This window comes from Serratia sp. S4 (assembly GCF_000347995.1).
GTDB lineage: Bacteria > Pseudomonadota > Gammaproteobacteria > Enterobacterales > Enterobacteriaceae > Serratia > Serratia quinivorans.
This window is the reverse complement of sequence record NZ_KB661119.1, coordinates 89,390-107,425: the sequence shown is the minus strand read 5'-3', so window position 1 is coordinate 107,425 and position 18,036 is coordinate 89,390. Positions and strand designations below refer to the sequence as shown.

The 18,036-nt window shown below is 52.5% G+C and carries 21 protein-coding genes; 1 reads left to right on the top strand and 20 read right to left on the bottom strand.

Features of this window, described 5'->3' with window-relative positions:
- Nucleotides 1-10: 10 nt before the first annotated feature.
- Complete coding sequence (gene mobA, locus SERS4_RS0100545) at nucleotides 11-316, bottom strand: plasmid mobilization protein MobA (RefSeq protein ID WP_017891124.1); 306 nt, start codon at nucleotides 314-316, stop codon at nucleotides 11-13.
- Between the two features lie 268 nt (nucleotides 317-584).
- On the opposite strand from mobA, the gene SERS4_RS26855 reads away from it, so the two are divergent.
- Nucleotides 585-926 carry a mobilization protein MobC gene (locus SERS4_RS26855; RefSeq protein ID WP_216594069.1) on the top strand — a complete coding sequence of 114 codons (342 nt, stop codon included), beginning with the start codon at nucleotides 585-587 and terminating at the stop codon, nucleotides 924-926.
- Between the two features lie 130 nt (nucleotides 927-1,056).
- Here SERS4_RS26855 and SERS4_RS0100535 read toward each other — a convergent pair whose 3' ends face one another.
- From SERS4_RS0100535 to sopA, 19 genes are all read right to left on the bottom strand, one after another.
- Nucleotides 1,057-1,368 carry a DUF5983 family protein gene (locus SERS4_RS0100535; RefSeq protein ID WP_017891122.1) on the bottom strand — a complete coding sequence of 104 codons (312 nt, stop codon included), beginning with the start codon at nucleotides 1,366-1,368 and terminating at the stop codon, nucleotides 1,057-1,059.
- A 47-nt stretch (nucleotides 1,369-1,415) separates the two neighbouring features.
- Complete coding sequence (locus tag SERS4_RS0100530; protein WP_037410062.1) at nucleotides 1,416-2,234, bottom strand: DUF932 domain-containing protein; 819 nt, start codon at nucleotides 2,232-2,234, stop codon at nucleotides 1,416-1,418.
- 445 nt (nucleotides 2,235-2,679) lie between these two features.
- Nucleotides 2,680-2,829, bottom strand: a complete 150-nt coding sequence (locus SERS4_RS26850; protein WP_017891119.1) for a hypothetical protein — start codon at nucleotides 2,827-2,829, stop codon at nucleotides 2,680-2,682.
- Nucleotides 2,830-2,889: 60 nt separating this feature from the next.
- Entirely contained in the window at nucleotides 2,890-3,342 is a 453-nt protein-coding gene (locus tag SERS4_RS0100520; protein WP_017891118.1) for a hypothetical protein, read from the bottom strand.
- Between the two features lie 733 nt (nucleotides 3,343-4,075).
- Nucleotides 4,076-4,519, bottom strand: a complete 444-nt coding sequence (locus SERS4_RS0100515) for a type II toxin-antitoxin system HigA family antitoxin (protein WP_017891117.1) — start codon at nucleotides 4,517-4,519, stop codon at nucleotides 4,076-4,078.
- The gene (locus SERS4_RS0100510) at nucleotides 4,516-4,827 is read right to left on the bottom strand and encodes a type II toxin-antitoxin system HigB family toxin (protein WP_017891116.1); all 312 of its coding nucleotides are present in this window, start codon (nucleotides 4,825-4,827) and stop codon (nucleotides 4,516-4,518) included. The genes SERS4_RS0100515 and SERS4_RS0100510 overlap by 4 nt, the downstream gene beginning before the upstream one ends.
- 115 nt (nucleotides 4,828-4,942) lie before the next feature.
- Complete coding sequence (locus SERS4_RS0100505; protein ID WP_017891115.1) at nucleotides 4,943-5,671, bottom strand: plasmid SOS inhibition protein A; 729 nt, start codon at nucleotides 5,669-5,671, stop codon at nucleotides 4,943-4,945.
- Nucleotides 5,668-6,132, bottom strand: coding sequence for a conjugation system SOS inhibitor PsiB (psiB, locus tag SERS4_RS0100500; RefSeq protein WP_017891114.1), 465 nt, complete (start codon nucleotides 6,130-6,132; stop codon nucleotides 5,668-5,670). Before psiB ends, SERS4_RS0100505 begins: the two co-directional genes overlap by 4 nt.
- A 41-nt stretch (nucleotides 6,133-6,173) precedes the next feature.
- On the bottom strand, nucleotides 6,174-8,216 hold the full coding sequence (locus tag SERS4_RS0100495) for a ParB/RepB/Spo0J family partition protein (protein ID WP_017891113.1): 2,043 nt from the start codon (nucleotides 8,214-8,216) through the stop codon (nucleotides 6,174-6,176).
- Between the two features lie 718 nt (nucleotides 8,217-8,934).
- Nucleotides 8,935-9,318, bottom strand: coding sequence for an antirestriction protein (locus SERS4_RS25575; protein WP_017891112.1), 384 nt, complete (start codon nucleotides 9,316-9,318; stop codon nucleotides 8,935-8,937).
- A 463-nt stretch (nucleotides 9,319-9,781) separates the two neighbouring features.
- Nucleotides 9,782-10,189 carry a hypothetical protein gene (locus SERS4_RS0100485; RefSeq protein WP_156816625.1) on the bottom strand — a complete coding sequence of 136 codons (408 nt, stop codon included), beginning with the start codon at nucleotides 10,187-10,189 and terminating at the stop codon, nucleotides 9,782-9,784.
- Between the two features lie 423 nt (nucleotides 10,190-10,612).
- Nucleotides 10,613-11,170, bottom strand: a complete 558-nt coding sequence (locus SERS4_RS26685; RefSeq protein ID WP_083906150.1) for a helix-turn-helix transcriptional regulator — start codon at nucleotides 11,168-11,170, stop codon at nucleotides 10,613-10,615.
- Between the two features lie 84 nt (nucleotides 11,171-11,254).
- Entirely contained in the window at nucleotides 11,255-11,659 is a 405-nt protein-coding gene (locus SERS4_RS0100475) for a plasmid partitioning/stability family protein (protein ID WP_017891109.1), read from the bottom strand.
- A 2-nt stretch (nucleotides 11,660-11,661) separates the two neighbouring features.
- Entirely contained in the window at nucleotides 11,662-12,636 is a 975-nt protein-coding gene (gene parM, locus SERS4_RS0100470) for a plasmid segregation protein ParM domain-containing protein (RefSeq protein WP_017891108.1), read from the bottom strand.
- A 257-nt stretch (nucleotides 12,637-12,893) separates the two neighbouring features.
- The gene (locus SERS4_RS25570) at nucleotides 12,894-13,193 is read right to left on the bottom strand and encodes a DUF3085 domain-containing protein (RefSeq protein ID WP_172641803.1); all 300 of its coding nucleotides are present in this window, start codon (nucleotides 13,191-13,193) and stop codon (nucleotides 12,894-12,896) included.
- Nucleotides 13,194-13,280: 87 nt separating this feature from the next.
- Complete coding sequence (locus SERS4_RS0100460; RefSeq protein WP_017891106.1) at nucleotides 13,281-13,784, bottom strand: hypothetical protein; 504 nt, start codon at nucleotides 13,782-13,784, stop codon at nucleotides 13,281-13,283.
- 459 nt (nucleotides 13,785-14,243) lie between these two features.
- Nucleotides 14,244-15,014, bottom strand: a complete 771-nt coding sequence (locus SERS4_RS0100450; RefSeq protein WP_017891104.1) for an N-6 DNA methylase — start codon at nucleotides 15,012-15,014, stop codon at nucleotides 14,244-14,246.
- A gap of 471 nt (nucleotides 15,015-15,485) precedes the next feature.
- Complete coding sequence (locus SERS4_RS0100445) at nucleotides 15,486-16,448, bottom strand: ParB/RepB/Spo0J family plasmid partition protein (protein ID WP_017891103.1); 963 nt, start codon at nucleotides 16,446-16,448, stop codon at nucleotides 15,486-15,488.
- Nucleotides 16,448-17,614, bottom strand: a complete 1,167-nt coding sequence (sopA, locus tag SERS4_RS25565) for a plasmid-partitioning protein SopA (RefSeq protein WP_017891102.1) — start codon at nucleotides 17,612-17,614, stop codon at nucleotides 16,448-16,450. Before sopA ends, SERS4_RS0100445 begins: the two co-directional genes overlap by 1 nt.
- Nucleotides 17,615-18,036: the final 422 nt, after the last annotated feature.

Sequence of the window (18,036 nt, the reverse complement as noted above, 5' to 3'; positions counted from 1 at the left end):
GCTGTAAAACTCACTCCATACCCACTTTTAATATTGCCTTCTGGATCGCCATCAACACATCAGAATACTCTTTACTCATCACCCCGCCGCCCTCTTTAAACAAGTGCTTTTGCAAGCCACCAAGACGCCGGAGTTCCATAATCAGCTCTGTATCACACTTGGCCTCTATACGACGACCTAGCGCGCTACGAAGCATGAATGCACCTATGCTGAGGCCTGCAGCGTCAGCCTTCTTCATGACGGCATCTTTGTCTTCGGGAAAACAACGAATGCTGGGAAGCAGGGCTGTTCTGTTCCGGCTTTCGCTTTTACTCATGGTGAGTTTTCCCTTCTAGTCTCGTCAGAAAACAGTCTCGTGGGGTGTCGGGGCTCTGCCCTGACCCAGCGTTTTGTTGAACCGACTGCGTGCAGGCGGTGCTACAAAACACATCTGGTCCCGTTTTTAAAACCGGATATCTGTATTATGGCTGATGTCGCCTGTTTTGTCATTACACCATGGGAGAACTTTTTCTGGAGTTGTGCTCGTTGAAGGCATTCGTATACTATTGTCGTTATTGATATTAATGAGAATGGAGACCTTGAACATGGCAGCAAAAAATCAGTACAGCTCAGAGCAATTAGAATTGGCTAAAGTTCAGCTTGATGAGCTTCCAGATTTGAGCAAAGAAAGACTCACTGGAAAAGAAATTCTGGAAGGATTGAAAGACAAAATCATTGTATTGGCTACGCAAAAAGGATACACCGCCAAGGACATTAAATCCGCCCTGGAAGCATGCGAGATCACAGTCAGTGAACGTTCCATTCAGGACATTATAAAAAGCACAGTTTCCTCGAAGAGAAAAACAGTAACACCACGTAAGTTGAAAACGATAAATAATGCACAACCTGATTCAGTTCAGAGTGGTAACTCGGCGGCACAAAACTAAAAATCATCTGGTTACGATTCAATATCGTGACCAGATGAAAGGTAAAATGTATGCACAAAGATGGATTTAGCTGAGATGTGTACAGCATTCTCCTTTAGCACTCGATGTACTTAAGGAGAATAAGAGATTTTCACCAGTAATACGTAGGTATCTCGTCTATTGTATCCCCATCAGCATCAAACTGAATCATGTTCAAATCGTGCTTGAGTATCATCGAATAGACAAATTTTCTAAATACCTTTGACAATCCTAACGCTTTCAATCTCAAAATTATGTATCGGTATCCCCACAGGTCAATAACAAACCCATACTCATATTCCATGATCCAGTTGTATTTTTCAGACGTGCAATTTGCTATCAACCCCAGAGTCGCGTTGTCTTCAAGCGTCATGTGTATTGTGCTGCACACTAAACACCACTTTATCTCGACTGTTTTTCTCATACAAAAATCCTTATGGGCGGCAGACTACTGCCGCCTGTTTATAATTATTATTTCAATGCTTTCATCGCTTCGGCCATTTTCCACAATGCATTATTGAGCTTAATATCACCTGTAATTCCATTCACGGCACGCGTTCTGCTACGTTGCCCTTTCGCAGTTCGACCATCAATCCCCCCCTTGATCATGTTCTCCTGGACACGTTGATAGGTTGTCCATAAGTCCGGGTTATTGTCCTCTCTGCGCCTTGCCTGCAACACTTGCTCTGAGGAAATGGGTTGATGTGTGTCGAAATATTTGTAACCCAATGCAGCATCTGCGTAGAGCATTTGCTCATCACGATTTAACGTTATGGATTTCATCTCTTCACGTGATTCCGTCACTTTATCGAACAAGCCAAGCACCTCATAAGCCCCGTCAATAACTTGCCCAACCACGTCCCCCTTGTGAGGTACACGAACCTCACCGAACGTATCACCGCACACCAAACCGTTATTGCACACGAAACGGAAAACACCTGGGATCATCTGGTAACTGCTGCTGCCGTCATGACTGTTTAGCAAAATAATTTCCGGAACTTCATCATGTTGACCGAAGCCATTACGGCGCAGGCGCAGCATATGGCGTGTATGCCCTCTCTTGCCTTCATCACGAACTTTAGTCTGACAGGCGTAAAACGGTTGGAACCCTTCTTCCCGGAGTTTATCCAACAGGCTGATCGTTGGAATGTAGGTATAACGCTCACTACGGGAGGCATGTTTCTCCTCAGAAAAAACACTGGGTACAAATGTTGCCAACTCGTCGTTGGTCAGCGGGCGATCTTTACGGATGACATTGGCGCTGCGGAAACCTGAATATAATCTTTGCATTTTAATTCTCCCAAACCCTGTTTCTGGTGTTACTCCCCTTTCCGGCGTTGCCGGGCGCGGAGCGTCTTGTGCTGTGACATTGAGACCGGGCCGGGGTACAAGACGAAACCACAAGGGCACCACCGCAAGCCGCATGCGCAAGCGAATGACTGAAAGGAATGAGTGCGAACGGGTGAGGATGGAGGCGCAAGCGAACCCTTGTGGGATCGACGCCCCGGCTCAGCGTCTGTCACGGCAAAAGACATTCTGAGCCATGCCTGTTGGCAAGGAGTGGCACCGAAATAATTCACCTGGCAAAGCCAGGTCGCCTTATTGTTGCCGCAATCTGTGGCAACAGTGAAAGCGGCGTCGGCGAATAGCCGGCTGCAAGCGCGGGGTGATTCGGGAGGCGCCGGCTCAATGCCGGCAGCGCCCGATAGCCGCCCCGAGAGGCGGCACAATAAAGCTAACAGGTATAACCGCGCTGAATTTCCAGATAGCGTAGTAACTGCGCCCACTCAAACACTTTCAAGGCGGGTATACGCACCGCTTTACGCGCATTACGTTGTTGCAAGATGTAGCGCCCGATCGTCTCGATATAATCATCAATAATCATTTTTTGCTCTCCGAGATAAATGATATCCCGCTGCGGTATAGCAGCGGGAAACGATGGACTTTAGGCAGCAACCTGCGCCGATTCCGTTTCACGAAACGCACTCACGCGCGTCATGATCTGACTGTGCGGCAGCGTGACATGGTCGCGCAGTTTGAAATACGCCTCCCCGAACTGAACATAAATGTCAGTTATGTTACCGCTGTACATTTCCATCATTTTGAAGGACGAATAACCCGCACTAAATTGCCAATCCAACGGCGGCAACATTTCCAGCTTTTCCACGTATTCGTCTTTGCTGATGCGCTGAACCGGCCATTTTGCCGCATCATTCATTGCACGTAGTGCTGCTTCTAACGCCACCAGTTCACAAGCTGGCTTGATCTGCTGTAACTGTGCCAAGGTCTGACCGCAGGAGGTGACATACTCCCCATCCAGCCAGATAGCCACACCAACCGGCCACATTGTCTCAGGCACATAAAAAACCATTTGCTGTTGTTGTTCGATCGTTGACATAACCACTCCCGTTAGTCAGTGAATCAGAAGCCGCTGCGACTTCTTTCTGGTGTATACCCCTTTTGGCTTTTTGCCGGCGCGGGGTGACTGGCGCCGTGACAACATGACCGGGACGGGGTATCAGCTGACGGCACAAGGGCGGGACCGCAAGCCGCACGCGCAAGCGAACGACCAACGGGAGGGAGTGCGAACGGGTGAGGATACCGGCGAAGCGAACCCTTGTGACGGCGGCGCCCCGGCCCAGGGTCAGTCACGGGGGCGGACGCCTTGCGCGTAGCCAGGGCTAAGGGGATACACCAGAAAGGGCCAGGCTTTTGCCTGGCGGCATCAGCGAACGACCGCACAAGCGGTCGGGCAGTGAAAGCGGCGCAGGCGACAGCCTGCTGCAAGCGTCTTGTCTTGCCCTTTAGCCATCAGACCCTAGCGGTAGCCCGAAACCCGTAGGGGTTCGGCGGAGTCTGAGACGCCGGTAAGCCGGCGGAACTGACGGAGTGGGGCTGACGACCCGGCAACGCCGGGGAGCCGGAGGGGGCCAGTGCCCGGGTTCTTGTTTGCCTTAACACAGAGAGTCAGAAACGATAGCCCGGCAACAAGCCAGGTAAGAAATAAGGGCAGCGAAAAAAGAAAACGCCCGGCAGGACGACGGCTAAAAGAAACGGCGCCACTGGCGCCGTCTCACGATGTCAGTCGTTAGGGGTTGGTCAGACAGGTCACCAGAAACCCGTCCTCCCCATCAGATAAACAAATCAGCAGGGACATCAAAACGCGTCGCCAGAGCCTTAATGTGCTGCACAGTCAACGCACGGCGACCACTGAGAATGTTGCTGACATTGCTTTTAGACCCCAATTCATCTTCCAGATCGGCCGCTTTCAAACCCTGCTGATCCATCAGGGTACGCAACGCGGCGACCCCGGTAGGGATCTCCGCAAAGCGGCGGTTAAACGCCTCAAATTCCGGGGCGCTGTTTTCATACTCTGTAATTTTGGCCGCAAGCGGTTCAAAAAGCGGGTTGCTCAGCTCGTCGCGATCGACAAGATACTCAATCAGCTCAAGCGCTTTTTTGTATTCAGCCTCGCTTTTATCGCCCGTCATCAGAGGAATGCATTTCACCGCGTTGGCAAATGTCGCGATCATGCCTTCGGCACTGGCGGCGTCGAGATGAGTGGCAACAGTCATTCTTTATGCTCCCTATAATACTTGGTTAACTTGTCGTATTCGGCATGAGTCGCAATGTGCTTAACAAAAACCTTTTGCTTTTCAAAGTCAATGAAGGCCATAAGCCGCAACGTATTGCCGGACACATCGATAACCCACCACTTTTTACGGTACTTGAAGTTATCCAGTGACGGGATCGCTCTTTTCATTTCATCCGGACTGTTGAAGGTCTTTTTTTCCAGAACCCGCATCAAATCCAGAAGCGCCAATGCGCTATTAGGGTATTTTCCGGCAGCCTCGTTAAACGGCTGTCTGCTAATTACATGCACTGCAGATCCCTCTACCCTGTTTTCATCTTGAAAACATTGTACTCTCCAACCGTATTGTTTTCAAGTTGTAAACTATCATTTTGCCTCATTGAGCACGCATTTCAAGCCGCTTCCCTCATAGTTTTCGTGCCAGTTTATTCGGGATAAGCAAGGCGTTGAACATCCGCTCGGCCTCGGTCAAATCCCCTTCAACCCCCCGCAGCCTTTCCATCACAGTCCAAAGAGCGTCGTTCTTGTAGTGCGAAAGTTGACTGGCTGCAATGCACGGAAACCGCTCGAACCAAGCAAAAAATCCCTCGCTAAGATCGTCTTCGTAAATATCTTGTTTACTCCAGTACGCGTACCACGCCCCAACCGTCGACGGGGTGGCAAATGCCAGCTCAACTTCGGCCTGCGCCAGCAGGGTCTGATAGCGCCGCCGCTTTTGCTGTTCTTCCCGTGACCGCTTCCGCTCTCTGCGCTCGTACTGCATATCCCACTTGCGCTCGCGCCGCTCATGGCAAAGTTCGACATAGGCCGGGAACAGTGTTGCTACAACGTCACCAGACAGCGGCAGCGGGCTATATTGGCCCCCGCTTTCGATCAGCCTGTCCAGTGCCTTAATGTATTGCGCAATGGACGCCCCGCCCCGCTCATCCGGGGAGTAATTTGACGATAACAGACGGATGTCGTTCGCTAAAATCTGCCCCCGCCCGTTGTTCAACACTTTGAAAAATGCCTTGGCATACGGATATTCTGCGATCCGCTTCCCCTGTTCTTTCTTACGTTCGACCAGCACCACCGCATGAATGGCAGCTTGCTGATACTCGTTAACCGGTACCAGTGCGCGATTGTTCGGGATCATACGCAAAACCCTCCCATTCGCAGCGCAACCGCCAGTTTCTCGGGCAAGGTGAAACCGTGCCGGTAATATTCGCCGACGTTTCGCAGTAGCCGGTTAATACTCTCCGGATCAAAATTGTCGGCGGTATGTAACCAGGCGACGTCGTTGCCCTGGTTCGCAGCTGACGGTGCTCCTTGGTACGGTAACACCGCTGACCAGCCCGGAACACCCGCCCCGGCACTGCACAGATAAATCGCGGTCAAATCATCACCCTTCGGGCTTATCCGGCAGACAACCGGCACCTGTCCACAAAACTCGGACACCTCCTCCGCGTTCGCTATCCAACCCGGGGGCAGCGCCAAACTACCCAGCACCGCATTGTTCAACTTCCGCCGCCACTCCCTGCCACGATCGCGGTACTCCTCCAGTTCGGTAGCGCTCATCCCGGTTAACTGCTCAAGGCTCAATCTTTGATTTTTCATGGTCTTGTTCTGCCGCCTTCTCGGCGGCAGATCCCTGTCAGTTAGGCGGCGTCGCGGAGGTCAGCGGCAGTATCGGTGTGGCTGGTCGTGCAGGTATCCACATCACCGGTGCTCTCCAGCTCGGTCTGCGGCGGCTCTGCGGGTGACATACAGACAGGCAACCAGTGGGTCTCTTTCAGTACGGCCTCAGCGAATTCCGCCGCTTCCTTGCGCTTCATGCCCTCGGCGTCGCTGGCATTACCGGCACGACCGGCGCTGTTGAGCGCATCAACAATCTGGTCTTTGGCAATGCGTGAGAAATAGTTGGCAGAGGTGGGTTTCCACCAGTCGCTGATCTGGAAGTTCAGCGCTTTCTCAACACGCGCCAGCTTGGTACCCACGCGGTTGTCATGCAATTGGCACTCTCTGCCATCAAGACCGTGGGAGACACAGTAAGCCAGCAGCGCCAACACGTCTTCCTGCGGCCATTCCAGCAACCAGTCGAACCCGTCAAGCCAGTCCTGCGGGAAACGGCTCAGCCAGCCCTCATGCAATGCGTTCAGTTTCTGATTAGCGAGTCCGTTTTCACTGCCTGCGTCCGACGACTGGTTCAGGCAGTTACTGCGCTGGCTATCCACGGAGGTATGAAGCTCGCTGAAATATGCCTTTCCAAAGATCCTACGCGTCAATGTGAAGGTGTGCAGGGCAAGAGCAACCGTGGAATTTTGAGCCAGTGAAGCGGCTACCGCCAGTGTGCGCTCGGCTGACAGACTGGCGACCAACACCTGCGACAGCCCTTTCTCTGAGGGTGGGGTTTCTTTATTGGCTTTTTCACGCCCGGCCTTCTCGACCAGCTTGATGTCCTCCATCTTCATCAAACCGCGTTGGAGATGAATTTTTCCGTCTTGCAGATAGGCAACCACACCAGCCGTGTCGCGTACATCCAGCGACCATTTGTTGATTTCAGCGTGTTCATTGATCTCGGCAATACGTGCGTTAATTTGCCCGATACGCGGGGTATGCTCCCACTCGTCGTCGGCATCAGCACCCTCGAGCAGGCTTTCGAGCCATTTTTTCTCAGACTCCAGTTGCTCAACTTCTGCATTCTGCTCGTCGCTCAACTTGGCATAGGCATAGAGCACATCGTAAACCTTTGCATCCTCACCCCAGCTCTTCACTTCCTTGCACCGGCCTTGTGCCCAAGCCCAACCTTCTTCTTTCGCGACAATGTCCGCCGCGTCCTGCAGCTTGGCAAGCGCCATCGTTTCCAGTTGCAGCCGATTTGTCAGGATGACGCTTTCGGCGAACAGGTCTTCACGGGTTTCACCGCCTGCCGCTTGGTAGGCGTCCAGCCCAACGAAATCGACCAAATCACTGTCTACCGCTGACACTTCATCGCTCAGCACGCTTTCCCGGAGCGCTTTTGGTGTACGGTATTGCTCGTAATAATCCCCCTTTTCCCATGCCTGCATCTGACGCTGACGATCGTCACTGGCACCCAATGCGGCTAATTGGTCGAAATTGATTTTGTTGGTTTTCAGCAGTTCCAGCAGGGCTGGCGCGACTGTTGTTAACTTGAGGCATTTTTTGACATGAGCCGTGCTGTAACCAAGGATGGCACCGATCCGCTCTACAGACATTCCCTTTTCCGCCATGACGCGGAAGCTTTCCAGTTGGTCAGCAGGCTCCAGATTAGAGCGCTGTACGTTTTCCGCGATAGAGATCGCATAAGCATCGTCTTCACTCACCTCCAACACGGCAACGCTGAATTCTGGCGTCACCGGAACGCCTGCCGCAAATCGTCCCTGTTCCATCAGCACGTTGAGGCCCAAACGGCGGGTTTCACCGGCAGCAACCCCGTATAACCCATCAGCCATGCGGTACACGACGAGATTCTGCAACAGCCCAGCACCCTCGATACTGGCCGCTCGCCCTTCAATATCAGCCTTCGTGCGGGGCGTTATGCGCGCATTGAGAGGCGTCGCAGCCAGCTCTTTGAGCATGACATGTTTAAACTCGGCCTTGGCCAGCGTCGCTTCAACAAACTGAGCTGCATCAGTCTTCACGGTTTTTTTGGCACTAGGCTTGGTCGTGGTCTTGGACATGGGTAATTCCTCCATCAGTGATAAAACGTGCCCAGAATCCGCCATAACAGGGCTTCTTTCTGGTGTATTCCCCTTTTGGCTTTTTGCCGGCGCGGGGAGTCTGGCGCCGTGACACAAAGACCGGGACGGGGTATCAGCTGACGGCACAAGGGCGGTGCCGCAGGCCGCAGCGCAAGCGAGTGAACGACCGGAGGGAATGAGAGAGTGCGAACGGGTGAGGACACCGGCGAAGCGACCCCTTGTGCTGTCTGCGCCCCGGCCCAGCGTCTGTCACGGAGACAGTCACCTTGCGCTACAGCCACATACAGGGGGAGACAACGGAAAGCGCCAGGTCTTTAGCCTGGTAGCCTTAGCGACTGGCCGCACAAGCGGCCTGTCAGTGAGAGCGGCCTGTCAGTGAGAGCGGCACCGGCGAACGGCCGGTTGCAAGCGCCTGCCTCTACCCTTTCGCCATCAGACCCTAGCGAGAGCCCGAAACCCAAAGGGGTTCGGCGGAGTCTGAGACGTCGGTGAGCCGGCGGAATCGACGGAGTGGGGCAACGCCGGGGAGCCGAAGGGGGCCAATGCCCCTATCCTATGAAAATAATAGCGTATTTAATCGAAACAACCGCGGCACCAGGAGCACCGTCGCGAGGGCAAGATTTGGGTGTCAAGGAGAAGATCCGGGCTGAGCACCCGGAGCCATTTTTAATCAATAGCGCGGAAAATAAGCTCTCTTTCAGGATGTTTTATGATGCTGATTTAAAACAAACAGCGTCGCGATGATCCCGGCAGCATCAGCTGATACATCAGCGTCAAAGTAGTTGCCCGGAATAGTCAATCTGTACGTGCCTTCCGCCGGAGCAATATACCCCGTTGGCCGGGTTGTGATGATATCCGTCCACGGCGCAACATGGCCGTTTATCCCGCGCGGAACCTCGTAAAAACTCCACATCCCCCCATCGTAATTACTGTGTCTATGCAAAAAATTCATCGCCATGCTCTCACCCAACGGCGTTGCAAACAGCTCTGGAACAAATGCCAAGCGGCGACGGGCATCGGTAATTTCGATTTTAGTCACGTCTTCAACGTCGGACTGGGCGATATTGACTGGGGTATTCATATTTTACTCTCCGGCTTCTTTATGGTGCTAGGGCGCTTCATTCCGCGATGTTTGAGTGCGGGGTACGCGATGCTGTGACACCAGACCGCCCTGTTCCATCAGGGGCAGAAACAAGGGCGATACCGAAGCCGCAGCGCAAGCACCTGACCATCGGGAGGGGGCGCGAACGGGTGAGGAAGCGGGCTTTAGCCTTTACCCTTGTTGATGAACCGGAACGGGGCAATGTCTGTCACAGCAAAAGTGATCACCGCTGACAACACGCAGAGACGAGCTCCAACAGAAGCGGTTGGCAACGGCTTGCCTTAGCGGCCGCAATAGGCGGCCAGTGAAAGCGGCGCTGGCTGACGGCCAGCTGCACGCGGGTTACACGGTTAACGAGATTAGGCAACGCGGCGACCAGTTAGACAGCATCATCATTATTCTCCACACGTCATGGTAAGGCGCCCCACGGGCGCCCACCGCCTTAACCGCCGTAATTTGGGACGTTACCCAATACGTATTCCGGGCCGACAACGCTGGCATAACCGTACTCGTCCCGCTCTTCTGACCATTCCAGATCGTCACTGGCACTGTCGATATATTCACCACACGCATAGACGTGATAACCGCAGAACCCCTCGCCTGCCTCACTGAACGTATGAATGACATGACAGGAAAACTGTTTACTCAGCGCCCTGATATCGGCACATTCCGGAGGAGCCCACCGTGTATCAAAATCAATCTGCACAGTCCCTTCAAAGGCTGTCACATCGACATCAGCATCGTTGAAAAAACTCACTTCCCCTTCGTCCCGGGCAAAATCGGTCACGGCGGTCAGTTGATCTGGGTTTCCAGTCACGATAATTCGGTTTGCACACCAGTTAAGCATCATTCTTCTCCAGTCAGGTTGTCGGATATCGGCTTACGCCGTAGCCAAAACACAGACGTGCGCAAAGCGGAGAATGCAGGGGCCGTACCGCAGGCCGCAGCGCAAATGACTGACCGCAGGGAGGGAGTGCGAACGGGAGAGGATACGGGCAACGCGAACCCTTGCAGGCGTAGCGGCACGGCTACGTTCGGGCTACGGCGTAAGCCCAGGCGACGCCATACCATTTTGATCCCCGCCCGCAGGGCGGAAAAAGGGAAGAAAGCGCGGAGGTTAATATCAGGGGATCGGTCGTGGCCGGTTCGAGGCCGGCAGTGACCGTTGGGAGGAAAAGAAAAATGACAAGACAGACCGGAGCGCGATGTTTCGGGGCCCCGGCCCTGCCGGGGATCCTTTTCGTGGCCAGTCCTGGCCACCATAAACCCTGTGCTAGTTCACATCGATATTGACCAGCTGACCCAGCACCTGCAGCAGCCTGGCGCACGGATAGGTTGACCAGACCGGCAACAACGTGGCCAGCGTAACGGCCTGGGCGGCCAGCATCAGCCGACGCGGCAAAGGCCCCTGCTCATAGTGCTTGACGGTCCGCAGCGAAACCCCCAGATAATCCGCGGTCTGTTTTTGCGTCCAACCCAGTGAACCCCGCCAGGCCTTCATACCTGCAGAAGGCATAACAAGCGATATCACCCCCCTGGACTGGGGTGTTGTCTGGTCATGGCGCGTCAGCGCCTGCAGTTGCAAGACGATTTGCGGTGGGTCCATCCGGAGCAAATCGGGGAGCAGGCGGATCAACATCAGTGTCTGGATCCCCAGACGAGCCGATCGGGACACGCCACTATTCTCATAGGTTCGGTAAGTCCGTTCTGACACCCCCAGAGCATGGGCTGCATCCTCTTGCCGCCAATGGCTACCAGGACGTAGCGAACGCGCCTCAGACAGCGTAAAATACTGACCGGCACGCCATAATCTCAATTCAAAAACATCCATGCATTGCCATCCTTTCTAAAAAACAGGCAATTTATGCACCCTGAAACGCGATAACAAACACATAATCCGGCAATAATTGCCCCCTTAGAGCAATTTACCCAGTTTCTGGCGCGCCTCTCCCAGGGAAGCCAATTCGCTCGGCTGTTGAACAGGTTCGACCGGAACCACCGATCGACAATCCTCACCGGACAACGCCGTAATCACGTCGCGGATCGCCGCCATATCGGGTTTCCAGCCGGTTGTCTGGCTGACCAGGTTGACCAGCTGCTCGCTGGTCAACTGGCCGTTATACATCGTGGCCAGCAACACCGGTAATCGTGGGTCGAGCTGATGTAATGCCGCCGTTGTGATGATGGCATTACGCAGGAAATCCCCGCGTACTCGCTGCGAAATGGATTCAACCACATCCAGGGCATGGCGATCGGCTTCGCAGTCCAGCTGCAAATAGCTGGTAAATTTACGGCGGGTATCACTGCTGTTATCGCTCACGGTTATCCCTCTTGTTTATACAATGCCATTTCACTCGCCAGCGCCATTTGCGGGCTTTCGACCAGCGTTATACGCTCTGCCGGCAGTTTCCAGGCTTTTCTTACCGCGGATTCTATCAGCGGAGCGCCCCCACCGACCAGCCAAACCCGGTTAACGTGGCGGAATCGCGCCAGTTCGTTCACCACACGATCGCCAAGCTGGGTGATACCGTGCTCTATCGCGGCGATAACGTCATCAACCCGGGAAGCATCATTAATCAGCTGTGACAAAAAGGCGCGATCATGGCGGCGTTGGATCACCGTATCAGCAACATAGGCGCTCGTATCGCTGTCCGCCATACGCAGCGCCGTCAGAGCGGCTTGCGTCACCATCGAAACACCAATCGTTGGATTGCCGTGGATTGCCGTCACATCGTCGAACTGCCCGACAATGACTCCGGCATCGAGCGTCGTACCGCCCAAATCGATAACCAGAGACGTTTCCAGCGGCCCGACATTATCCCGCACCAGGGGAGAAAACACTGCAGGCAGGGATTCAGGCATCACTTCAACAGCCTCCACGGTAAAGGCCTCCCCCTTGTTCAACGTCACAGGTCGAAGCAGGTTGTCGATTTTTCGCTGAATATTAACCGTGTTTTTCTGACAGTCTTCGGTATAAAACTCACTGATCGGCAATGTGACGGTCAGCTTAACCGCTTGTGGCTCCACGCCACTGTTTAGCAAGGCATGATGCACCGCCAGAAGATTGGTATCACCGTACTGATACTCAATGTGGGTCGTGCTGATCGCCTGTTGGCTGACATCGTCAAAGGTGTACTTCACGCCATCAACGAGATAGTTGAACGTGCGACGGCTGCCGATACCATCGATTTTCCATCCCTGACGGAAAGAATTGGGTGACAAGGTCGTGCGTAAGTCCCCCTCCACATACCAGGCCAGTTTCACATTGGTAGAGCCATCATCACAGCAAATATGCATTTCACACCCCTTTTAGTTACTCAATTTGAGTATCATTATAAGAAAAACATAGACCACATCAAGATATAGTTACTCATTTTGAGTAAATTAAAACACTCAGTATGAGTTTGTTACGTATTCACCCGCGTCGTTACGCATCAAACTGAGTCACTTTATGATTGAAGAACCCCCTACTGTCTCCATTGAAACTCAGCATGAGTATCAATGGAGCTTTATCGCGCCGCGGTGCTGTCATTAACGCGAACCGGGCAACACTCTTAACCCACCGACGTCATACAGAACTCGGTTTGTGTAATGAGAAACTCAAGATGACCTTGTTTCTCGAGCAGATGGTCAAAGGTCGGATCGTTCGACGGGAGGCGTTCCATAAAGTCGTCCCCACCACATAACCGACAGGCGTCATCAAACACGTCGCCACTGTCACGGATCGTCGGATCCAACCCTTCCGCGTAGGCGAATAACCGCTTTCCTTTGGTACGCGCTGCCGCCATCAAATACACGCCTTCATCCTTGACCAGCAGCACATCACACCCCTGTTGACGTGCTTGCGTGATCACCTCAAATGTCTTTTTACCTTTGAAACAAATCTTGTTATTCATAACGATATCCAATTTTTTAATGGGCGACATTCATCGCCCTGATGATTATTTGTAGACTTCGGCGATGACGGTGGTCAGTGCATTCGGGTTCGACAACGGCTCCAGACGGGCACTCAGCAGGACCAGTTCTGTCGCCAGTAATCGGGCGGAAACGCTGAAGTGTTGATCATGCTGTTTTCGACTATTGATGTAGCTCAGCAGGGCGAATGCAGCATCCGGGTGACTTGCCTCCATCGCGGTAAACCCGGTGGTTTCAGCGTCAAAGTGCCCCATTGCTGTCAGTAATACGGTCTGTCGCCATAGCGGAAAATCGGCATAAACACCGGCGGTGTGCAGGTGTTGTCCAAGGTGGAAGAGATCGGCCATCAAATCGCTGAAAACCGAGGTGACATCGCGATCATCGCCCGGGCATCGTTCCAGGAACGCCAATACGGCTTCCGCCGCCCCGGAGACGCGGACCAAAGTGGCCTCCGTCGCCTCATCCTGCAGCGTACTGCTCGTAGGGTTGGTGGCCAGTTCGGCCAGAACTTCTTCCAATAATTTCGTCATAAACCCTCCCGTTTCGACTTCTTTCTGGTGTATACCCCTTTTGGCTTTTTGCCGGCGCGGGGTGACTGGCGCCGTGACAACATGACCGGGACGGGGTATCAGCTGACGGCGCAAGGGCGGGACCGCAAGCCGCACGCGCAAGCGAACGACCAACGGGAGGGAGTGCGAACGGGTGAGGATACCGGCGAAGCGAACTCTTGTGACGGCGGCGCCCCGGCCCAGGGTCAGTCACGGGGGCGGACGCCTTGCGCGTAGCCAGGGCTAAGGGGATACACCAGAAAGGGCCAGGCTTTTGCCTGGCGGCATCAGCGAACGACCGCACAAGCGGTCGGGCAGTGAAAGCGGCGCAGGCGACAGCCTGCTGCAAGCGATGGGTGCATTGGTTCCTGCCGGCTCAATGCCGGTTGGAACCAACAGGGCGGCAAAAAAAGAGAAAAAGGGGGCCATGCCCCCTTCCCCTTAAACTGCGTGTAACACCGCCTTGAATTTCGTGATCATATCAACCAGGCGAAGTCTTTCGCTCCAGCCGTTGGCGTAATACATCGGGGTATGCCTGACTTTAAACATTTTCATCGTCAACGTATTTCCGGTATAGACCGAGGCCGGTAATCCCAATAGCGCAAGCTGGATAAAACACATATCCGCAGCCAAAGGATCGATATCAGTACAACGGATATAGAGCACTTGTTGCGGGTTATACCCTTTAGAGAGCAGGTGTTCAGCAGCGGCGATCACCATGCCGCCCGAACCACTGGCAGGTTCATCCAACGTGATAAACGGGCGATGTTCCAGCTCATTAACATGGTCCCCGAGTGTCAGGGCGGCAATAAGTCGTGAGACTTCGCATGGTGTGAAGAATTGCCCCATCGACGACGAGCCAAATTCAAGCTCCATAAATATCCCGCCCAGCAGGTCATCCATTCCCCCTTCCATCGCGTCGATTAAGAAACAAAACAGTTGCTGCATCCTCTGCAGATCAACAGCCTCGTATCGCTTACAAATCTGAACCGCTTCTTCCCTGCCCTCTTCTGACCGTACTCGCGCCAAATCGAGTTCGTTAGCAGCCAGGCGAATGAAGTCGCGGAAAACATCGAGACGACGGTGATAGGTCGCGATAACAGAGAACGTTTTGATGAATTGTTTTCTGGCTTCGCGTGGCGTCAAACGCGGCGCACGTTGAACCGGGGTTTCGGGGGCTAACAGTGCATCGAAGGAAAGTTGGTTGCTCATGGTGTGTCTCCCTTGGGAGGCAAGAACTCATTTTCTCGCCATGGCGCAAAAAACAAGGCTCGCCAGTCAGGGATGTGGCAGGTACGACGGCCGAAGCCGCATGCGCAAACGAGTGGAACAACGTGAAAGGAGTGCGAACGGGTGATGCCGGCGGCGCCAGCGAATACTTGCCACAGACCAGGGCGGGGCTAGATTAAGCGCGGTGAAACAATGAGTTAATTATGGAAATACATAATAAAGAAATCTCTGAAAAGTTTAGTGCGATCTCAATCCTCTTATCATCGAGTTGATTTACTAAATCACGAAGTGGGACCACGGTCCCATCAGTTGAAAAAAGCAACTTAGGATAATCATAAGTAGACGCAAACATTAAAGTGGGACCACGGTCCCATCAGTTGAAAAAAGCAGCTTAAGATAATCATAAGTAGACACAAACATTGAAGTGGGACCACGGTCCCACTTCAAAAGCGATTATTCTTGCGTTTTTGCATGATCAGCGAGCAGAGTTTCAATACGTTCAATCAGAGAAGCAGGCGCATCCGTCAGACTAAAGGACACTGCATTTTCTGAGTATTTCGCCTCAATACCAATGGCAAACTTACGCACGGTGACATCTGGTTTCGTTCGAGTGACCGGCATCAGGCGTTTTAGCAGTTCTTCAGTACTGAATGTGCCACCTTCAGATTGCTGTTCGCGTAACACTTGAGTCAGCAGTTTTAGCGCGGCAAAATCAGACTCATGAAACTTATAGATCATTTCACCACTACGAGCGCTTAGTTCATTGGGATTCGTAAACAACTGTAAGGTTTCAATTGGCAGTTCCGCGGTTTTTATACAGCGCTGAATAATCTTGCGTGAGATGTTCTCAGCCTCCGCGAGATGACTGACGTTCCCATTAAATTCAGAAAAGAGCCGACGGGCATAGCGTAACCCACGCTCATATGCACTGGTTGGCCGATAATCATTTCCGATTTGAGATAGCCAACGCATCTGTGCATCGTTCAACTCACCGACGAGAACTTTGTACTCACTGCCAGTCAGAATGGCGGCCTTACGGCGTCGACTGCCGTCCGCAATTTCGACAAGGCCATTCTGACTACGTCCAAAAGCGGGGGACTGTTGACCTGACGTTAGAAACGAGGGCAACAAATCATCAAGGGAGGATTCGGTCAATAGGTCCTGAAGACGTTCGTTGCCAGTAAAGATGGTCGTTTTGACTTCTATTTGATCCGAAGCGATGGTTTTCAGAACAAAGGTCATATCCTCCCCACATACCGGCAGGGTGATAGAGTTACCTTTCATCGTGCTAACACGTGAAGAAAGTTGGCTTACTGCGGGTGCCGAAGGTGAGGGTTCACTCCCTTTTACCGGAACCGCATTAGCTTCATCAAAATTGATCGTCGGCGCATGACGTAATACAGGGGCTCTTTTCATTACGCATTCTCCCAACGCGTTTTGATTAAACGATTATAGATCTCAGCACAAACCGGTTCCCAAATGGCCACAGCGTTACGCCAGGCAGCCGGCGTAGAACGCTGATTCGCCGCCTGCTCGAAAACGGTACGCATCCTCACCTGGCCTTTTCCGACTTCATCTGTCACACGCACCACTTCCTTCAGAACCATCCCACCCCAGGCGTTACGGATTTGGTCATCCATCCATTGAGATTGGCTACCGACCGCATTGCTGAATTTCGTGATCAGGACGCGAACATCGGGTTCAAAACCGTTCAAGTCAATATTGAGCATCAGATCGCGCAACATGGTAAAAAACTGCAGGGTAGAGACATAGTCATAAAGCTCCGCCGGCGTAGGAACGACAATGACATCTGCGGCACAGGCGACATTAATTGTCCCTATCCCAAGATTGGGAGCACTGTCCAGCACGATCACATCATAGCTGTCCCAAACAGATTCAATGGCAGCCCGAAGAAGAAGGTGCGGCGCCACAGGGAGTTTCCCGGCATCATGCAACGGATAAATTTCGGATTCTATACGGTGTACAGCCAAGCAGGATGGAATGATGTCCAGATTGGGCCAGCACGTGGGTTTAATGGCATAAGCGGCATCGTCACGCTGACCCATATAATAAGGGAGAAGGGTATCTTCCGGATGAATATGCAAATCCGGAACATAGCCATGATAAAGCGACGCGGTTGCCTGAGGATCTGTGGCGTCAATTAATAAGACACGTAACCCTTGTAATGCCATCCATTGAGCAATATGTACCGATGTGGATGTTTTATAAGCCCCACCTTTATGAGCAGCTACCGCAAGGACAACAGGATCCTGTCCGGCCGGCCTTGTTGGGCGAGTACCAAACACATCTCTCATTGCATTGATTTGTTGTATTGAGTATCCGGTGCGTTGCTCAACCCGTCCAATCATTGCAGTTTCCGGGGGGGGCAACTTTCCTGACTCTTCATAGTTTCGGATCGTTTGCGCCGTGACACCCACAAGATCTGAAGCCTCAGTGATCCGCCAACGCCGGGTAATTGCTCGAGCTTCCGGGCTGTCGTTACCAAATTGCGCTTTAGCGATTTCCTGCGTCATAAATTGACCACGTTCTATACAACGATCCAGCGTTGACTTGAGGTCCATGTTATCCCTTATTCAGTTTTTTGCATCTTTATAGTAAATCATCAACAAAAACGCAAAACAACAGTTATAACGCATAAGGAGACAAATAAGGCATAAACATGACGTATTTCAGCAGAAGACGGAGCTAACGCGATCTTGAGGATGTATAAAGAAGGGATTAAATGAGCAAAGATCATAAACAAACATCCGAAGGATATTTGTTATTTTATTCTTTTTAACTTTCTCTTTATGAGCTAAATAATCAAATAATATCAACAACATAACTTCATATATGTGGAGTGTTTTTCTGTCTCCGGTGGATCTATTTCATGATCTACGTGGATCCTTTTCATGCCTTATGAAGAAGAAATTTCTGTTGATAAATTAAGATGTTGGACACTAAACGGTAATTTTATTGCTACAGGATCGGTCTGAATCATCAT

What these genes read in the sequence shown, in the direction of transcription:
- SERS4_RS0100520 (WP_017891118.1), bottom strand. Translation starts at nt 3,342, where the DNA reads ATGTCAACGATCGAACAACAACAGCAAATGGTTTTTTATGTGCCTGAG.
- SERS4_RS0100535 (WP_017891122.1), bottom strand. Translation starts at nt 1,368, where the DNA reads ATGAGAAAAACAGTCGAGATAAAGTGGTGTTTAGTGTGCAGCACAATA.
- SERS4_RS0100450 (WP_017891104.1), bottom strand. Translation starts at nt 15,014, where the DNA reads ATGAGCAACCAACTTTCCTTCGATGCACTGTTAGCCCCCGAAACCCCG.
- SERS4_RS26855 (WP_216594069.1), top strand. Translation starts at nt 585, where the DNA reads ATGGCAGCAAAAAATCAGTACAGCTCAGAGCAATTAGAATTGGCTAAA.
- SERS4_RS0100460 (WP_017891106.1), bottom strand. Translation starts at nt 13,784, where the DNA reads ATGACGAAATTATTGGAAGAAGTTCTGGCCGAACTGGCCACCAACCCT.
- SERS4_RS25575 (WP_017891112.1), bottom strand. Translation starts at nt 9,318, where the DNA reads ATGAATACCCCAGTCAATATCGCCCAGTCCGACGTTGAAGACGTGACT.
- SERS4_RS0100515 (WP_017891117.1), bottom strand. Translation starts at nt 4,519, where the DNA reads ATGACTGTTGCCACTCATCTCGACGCCGCCAGTGCCGAAGGCATGATC.
- SERS4_RS0100505 (WP_017891115.1), bottom strand. Translation starts at nt 5,671, where the DNA reads ATGATCCCGAACAATCGCGCACTGGTACCGGTTAACGAGTATCAGCAA.
- SERS4_RS0100495 (WP_017891113.1), bottom strand. Translation starts at nt 8,216, where the DNA reads ATGTCCAAGACCACGACCAAGCCTAGTGCCAAAAAAACCGTGAAGACT.
- SERS4_RS0100445 (WP_017891103.1), bottom strand. Translation starts at nt 16,448, where the DNA reads ATGAAAAGAGCCCCTGTATTACGTCATGCGCCGACGATCAATTTTGAT.
- SERS4_RS26685 (WP_083906150.1), bottom strand. Translation starts at nt 11,170, where the DNA reads ATGGATGTTTTTGAATTGAGATTATGGCGTGCCGGTCAGTATTTTACG.
- mobA (WP_017891124.1), bottom strand. Translation starts at nt 316, where the DNA reads ATGAGTAAAAGCGAAAGCCGGAACAGAACAGCCCTGCTTCCCAGCATT.
- psiB (WP_017891114.1), bottom strand. Translation starts at nt 6,132, where the DNA reads ATGAAAAATCAAAGATTGAGCCTTGAGCAGTTAACCGGGATGAGCGCT.
- parM (WP_017891108.1), bottom strand. Translation starts at nt 12,636, where the DNA reads ATGCATATTTGCTGTGATGATGGCTCTACCAATGTGAAACTGGCCTGG.
- SERS4_RS26850 (WP_017891119.1), bottom strand. Translation starts at nt 2,829, where the DNA reads ATGATTATTGATGATTATATCGAGACGATCGGGCGCTACATCTTGCAA.
- SERS4_RS0100530 (WP_037410062.1), bottom strand. Translation starts at nt 2,234, where the DNA reads ATGCAAAGATTATATTCAGGTTTCCGCAGCGCCAATGTCATCCGTAAA.
- SERS4_RS0100485 (WP_156816625.1), bottom strand. Translation starts at nt 10,189, where the DNA reads ATGATGCTTAACTGGTGTGCAAACCGAATTATCGTGACTGGAAACCCA.
- sopA (WP_017891102.1), bottom strand. Translation starts at nt 17,614, where the DNA reads ATGGACCTCAAGTCAACGCTGGATCGTTGTATAGAACGTGGTCAATTT.